This is a genomic window from Motilimonas pumila (assembly GCF_003596335.1).
GTDB lineage: Bacteria > Pseudomonadota > Gammaproteobacteria > Enterobacterales > CBDFNC01 > Motilimonas > Motilimonas pumila.
The window spans coordinates 1-3,985 of the sequence record NZ_QZCH01000064.1; the positions used below are offsets into that span (position 1 = coordinate 1).

Sequence of the window (3,985 nt, forward strand, 5' to 3'; positions counted from 1 at the left end):
TTAAAAAAGCTGGTTGGTGCGATGATTATAGAGCGCAAGTCTTCTTTGGGCTATAAATTAACCAAAGTATGCTCGCGCCCTGGCTGCTTATTGGGTTTTAAAACAACCCGATTAATTTGGTGGTTTTATCATTTGTAGAAAATGTGGAGCAGGAGAAAACGCCGGCTTATTCTCCTTAATAAACGTTTCAACATGATTATACCGAGAGAAGCACAGATGAAGATTGTTAAAGTGGATGACACTCATCGCCATGTATACGCCAACCTTTATCAAGGCTACGCCGCAGAATTTTCAAAGATTATCGACGATAAACCCAATCCGGATGGGACCTTCGATATTGACCCTAAACCAGAAGGCAGCGTGACGGGCTACTTATTGTACTTAGAGGGCATACCGGCCGCGTTAACTGCCATTGATGAAAAAACACCCAAAGGCTATGAAATTTGTGACTTCTACGTGCTGCCTTGTTTTCGAAATAAAAAGGTGGGCAAACGTTTTATTTCCATCTTATTTCAGCGCCTTGGCGGTGCCTGGGAGATAAAGCAAGTTGCAGGGGCTGAGCATGCGCTCAAATTCTGGCGTGAGGTTGTGGGAGATTATACCGATGGCCATTATATTGAAGATGTGTTTGAAGACGCTAAATGGGGCACAGTCACAAGACAGCGCTTTCATCATGATAAAAGGGCCCAGTAAATGCGTTTATCGTCGCGTATAATTTTCCATTTTTCTTAGCATGTGTGATTTAATGGCGCGATACCCGTTAGCGATTGAATTAGGAGACCCATGATTGATTTTAACAACTCTGCCATTTTCAAATTGAAGCCCATTGCCGAGTCAAATATTCGAGAAGATTTGCATCAGTTTTTAATCGATGGCGAAGAGATTTTAGCCGCATTCAAAACCATTCGAGACCAAGTGGTTTTTACGAATAAACGCGTGATTGCTGCAAATGTTCAAGGTATTACCGGTTCAAAGGTGGATTATACCTCGTTGCCTTTCTCGAAGGTTCAAGCCTTCTCCGTTGAAACTTCTGGAACGTTAGATCTAGATTGTGAAATTGAGCTTTATTTAAGTGAAGTCGGTAAGGTGAAGTTTGAAATCAGAGGCTCTTTCGATTTATTGAGGTTTAACAGGGTTATTAGCCAGTACGTTTTAGCCTAATTGATTGATTCGTGGCAGCGTAAGTTGAGGTGACTTTAACGGTAAAGCGCTCAAATAATGTCACTTTTTAAGGGCCCTAAACGTCAAGCATAAGAAAGTGTTTAACTGGTTAAGGTAAAAGATTCAAAAAGGGAAGCAGGCTTCCCTTATTGTGTTTGGCTATGACAGCCTTATTTTGAGGTTACTGCACTTGCCAGCGGTTTAATTTCTTCACCGCTAATATCCCAACGTTTCACAAAGCTTGTTGAACCACCGCTGTTAGAACATGTAAAGCCAACTTCCAGCGTGTCACCATTGTGGCTGCTGATTTTTTCAGTTAATGAAAAGTAGTCGCTGTAAAAGTCAGTTTTTGAGGTTTGTCCGTTAAACAAGGTAGACGACGCAAAGTTACGAGAGGTAATTACACAGCGGCCTTCATTGGTTTTGTTGTTGATGCTCACAAAGCCAGAGATTTTTAACTGCGGGTAGCGACCGTCACTGAACTTGCCAATGCCTTTCACGCGCATTTGGCCATTGACTTCTGGCGCACCTGGTATTTTATGCTGAATAACTTGCGTTGAACCGTCGCTTTTGTAACAAGTGAATTTTGCTACTTTGTTGTTGTGGGCATATTCAGCCGGCGATTCAAAACTACCCCACAGTACGCTGCCTTTTGCATCGGCATAACCGATTGAGCCTGTAGTGATAAATTCACCGGTATCGCTGTTGTGTAATGTTGGCGAGGTGGTGCAATCAACTTCACCTACAGGTAAAGCCGGATGGGCAACAAAGTTGATGTCTAGTGCTGAATCTGAAGACGTTACCACGCTTTTTAGGGCGCTATTTTGGTAGCTGGTCCAACGGCTTGGGCCGTCTGTATCATACGCCACACTTTGCGCTGCTGCGCCGGCACTGAATACTGCAAGTAGAGAAGAAACAATCATGCTGTTCTTTAATAATGGCTTGTTCATTTTTATCCTTTAAATGATGCAATGTTTGAGTGTTAAATGGTCGCGAGGTCGGTCAGATGTCGGTTTCTGCCTGGTTAAGTAAATACATTGATAACCATAAAGCCTCGCGCTCGAAGTAAATGATGATAAGCGTTAATACCGGTCTCAAACTTTATAGTGGTATTAGACATTTCTTCGACCCCGTCAATATGCTTGCTTATCAAATAAATATCAACAAATTTCGCTAATTCATTATTATAATTAAACTTTTTATCTATAACGCCTCTCTGGCCCGAGGGCATTATGGTGTCAGAGAGTGTTTAGTCTTGTCATTTGGCTTTCTTACCTTGTTCGCTCCCCTTGCGATATGCAACTGGCAGCGAGGCAGTGTGATGATACAAAAGAGAGGGTGAATTTTTTATGACGCCTCCTGTTTGCGTTTGATAACGCAAGTGCCTTATTCGCCCTGAAAGCTCGCAGCAGTGGCTGTTTAAGCCTTGTATGAAATTCAAGGCAATGAAATGGGAGGCCTTTTAATGGAAGGCTTCATATTGTTTAATGTATTGTTTTTATGACGCTTAATGATTTGAATAGACTGGCTCATTGGCATCTGGCCTTCATTACCTTCTTAAAAATCGCGCTCAAATATGTAAACACTGTCCAGCAGTAGAGGAAATGCTATTTTTCATGCTGACAAAAAAGTTTTCCGCCCAGTGGGGAGTTGCCTGCATCAGTGCAAGTCTTATTCAGGTCCCTTCACGCCAGTGGCTTGACGTGGTCGCCTCAACCATAGGATTTTGATACTAAGGGTCATGAGGTTGTGCCATATGTAGAGGGTGAGGTATTGAATTACCCGTTAACAGGGCACATCGCAGGTCAGTCAGCGTTAGATTAAATAACTAAGCTGCTGCGCGAGTATTACGACGCTACTTGTGGCTTCTTATCCGAGGAAAAATGCGACACGCTGACTCAATGTTACCTCAACAAGAGCCAATAGGCGTCACGTGTCAGGTGATTTTGCACCTTACAATGTTACTTTAAAAGGTGCGTAAACATTGGACATTATCGACTTTAATATCGCGCATCTGGGCTCTTATTAAACCCCATTCCTATAATGCCTTAGGCGATATGGTGTCGCTGTCGTTGCGAGTAAGGCAATGACTACGACGCATAGGGTTTAATCGCAAAAGAGCCAGTGGGTCTTGCGCCATTGATGATTTTTGAATATTTAACCGCGTATGCAGACTCTATACCAAATTGCTTGACCAAGGTTTTAAAGGCCGAGTAATTCACTTAGTCGCGGCAAATAGTATTGGCTGGCTGAATGCTCAACCACATTACCATGGCTTGGGATAAGCACTTCAACTCCTTTATCAAAGCATTGTTTTAACTCATGGATATCAGGCTTGATGGTATCAAACCATACTTTTCCAATGTTATGGGCTTTGATAAAACCCAGTTTAGGCATCAATAACTTGCTGGCCCAATTAAAGTACGAGTCAGTGGTTGGCCAGTTTTGAAAACTGTCTCCGGTAATTAACGTACCGCCCTGGTGAGGCAACCAAATTAAGCCCTCATTCAATTTTCCACTGCCAATCTCCAAGTATTGAGCGCCTTCAATGGACAAAGGTTGTTGATGGGTTAAATACTCGTCAGCTTCAAAAAAGATCGCTGTCGCTTTTGGAGGAATGGCTGAACCTCGAAAGTAGGGCGCGTCTACTGACAGTATGCGAGCGCCATAATGCGCCCGATAAAAAGGGTCGTCCACTCCATGAAACGCGGCTAAACGCACTACACGGCTCACCTTACCTAGCAGGGCGCGAGCATACTTTGGTTAATTTATAGCCCAAAGAAGACTTGCGCTCTATAATCATCGCACCAACCAGCTTTTTTAA

4 protein-coding genes are annotated in these 3,985 nt (G+C 43.1%); 2 read left to right on the forward strand and 2 right to left on the reverse strand.

Annotated features, from left to right (window positions below; translation table 11 throughout):
* The first annotated feature begins 216 nt into the window (after window positions 1–216).
* Window positions 217–693: a GNAT family N-acetyltransferase gene (locus tag D1Z90_RS20145; RefSeq protein ID WP_119912572.1), complete on the forward strand. Its 477-nt coding sequence runs from the start codon at window positions 217–219 to the stop codon at window positions 691–693.
* Window positions 694–783: 90 nt separating this feature from the next.
* Window positions 784–1,161, forward strand: a complete 378-nt coding sequence (locus D1Z90_RS20150; RefSeq protein WP_119912573.1) for a PH domain-containing protein — start codon at window positions 784–786, stop codon at window positions 1,159–1,161.
* Window positions 1,162–1,331: 170 nt separating this feature from the next.
* Here D1Z90_RS20150 and D1Z90_RS20155 read toward each other — a convergent pair whose 3' ends face one another.
* Entirely contained in the window at window positions 1,332–2,111 is a 780-nt protein-coding gene (locus tag D1Z90_RS20155) for a hypothetical protein (protein WP_119912574.1), read from the reverse strand.
* 1,252 nt (window positions 2,112–3,363) lie between these two features.
* On the reverse strand, window positions 3,364–3,894 hold the full coding sequence (locus tag D1Z90_RS20165) for a hypothetical protein (protein ID WP_147378813.1): 531 nt from the start codon (window positions 3,892–3,894) through the stop codon (window positions 3,364–3,366).
* Window positions 3,895–3,985: the final 91 nt, after the last annotated feature.

Coding starts and splice junctions, on each gene's coding strand:
- D1Z90_RS20145 (WP_119912572.1), top strand. CDS start 217: ATGAAGATTGTTAAAGTGGATGACACTCATCGCCATGTATACGCCAAC.
- D1Z90_RS20150 (WP_119912573.1), top strand. CDS start 784: ATGATTGATTTTAACAACTCTGCCATTTTCAAATTGAAGCCCATTGCC.
- D1Z90_RS20155 (WP_119912574.1), bottom strand. CDS start 2,111: ATGAACAAGCCATTATTAAAGAACAGCATGATTGTTTCTTCTCTACTT.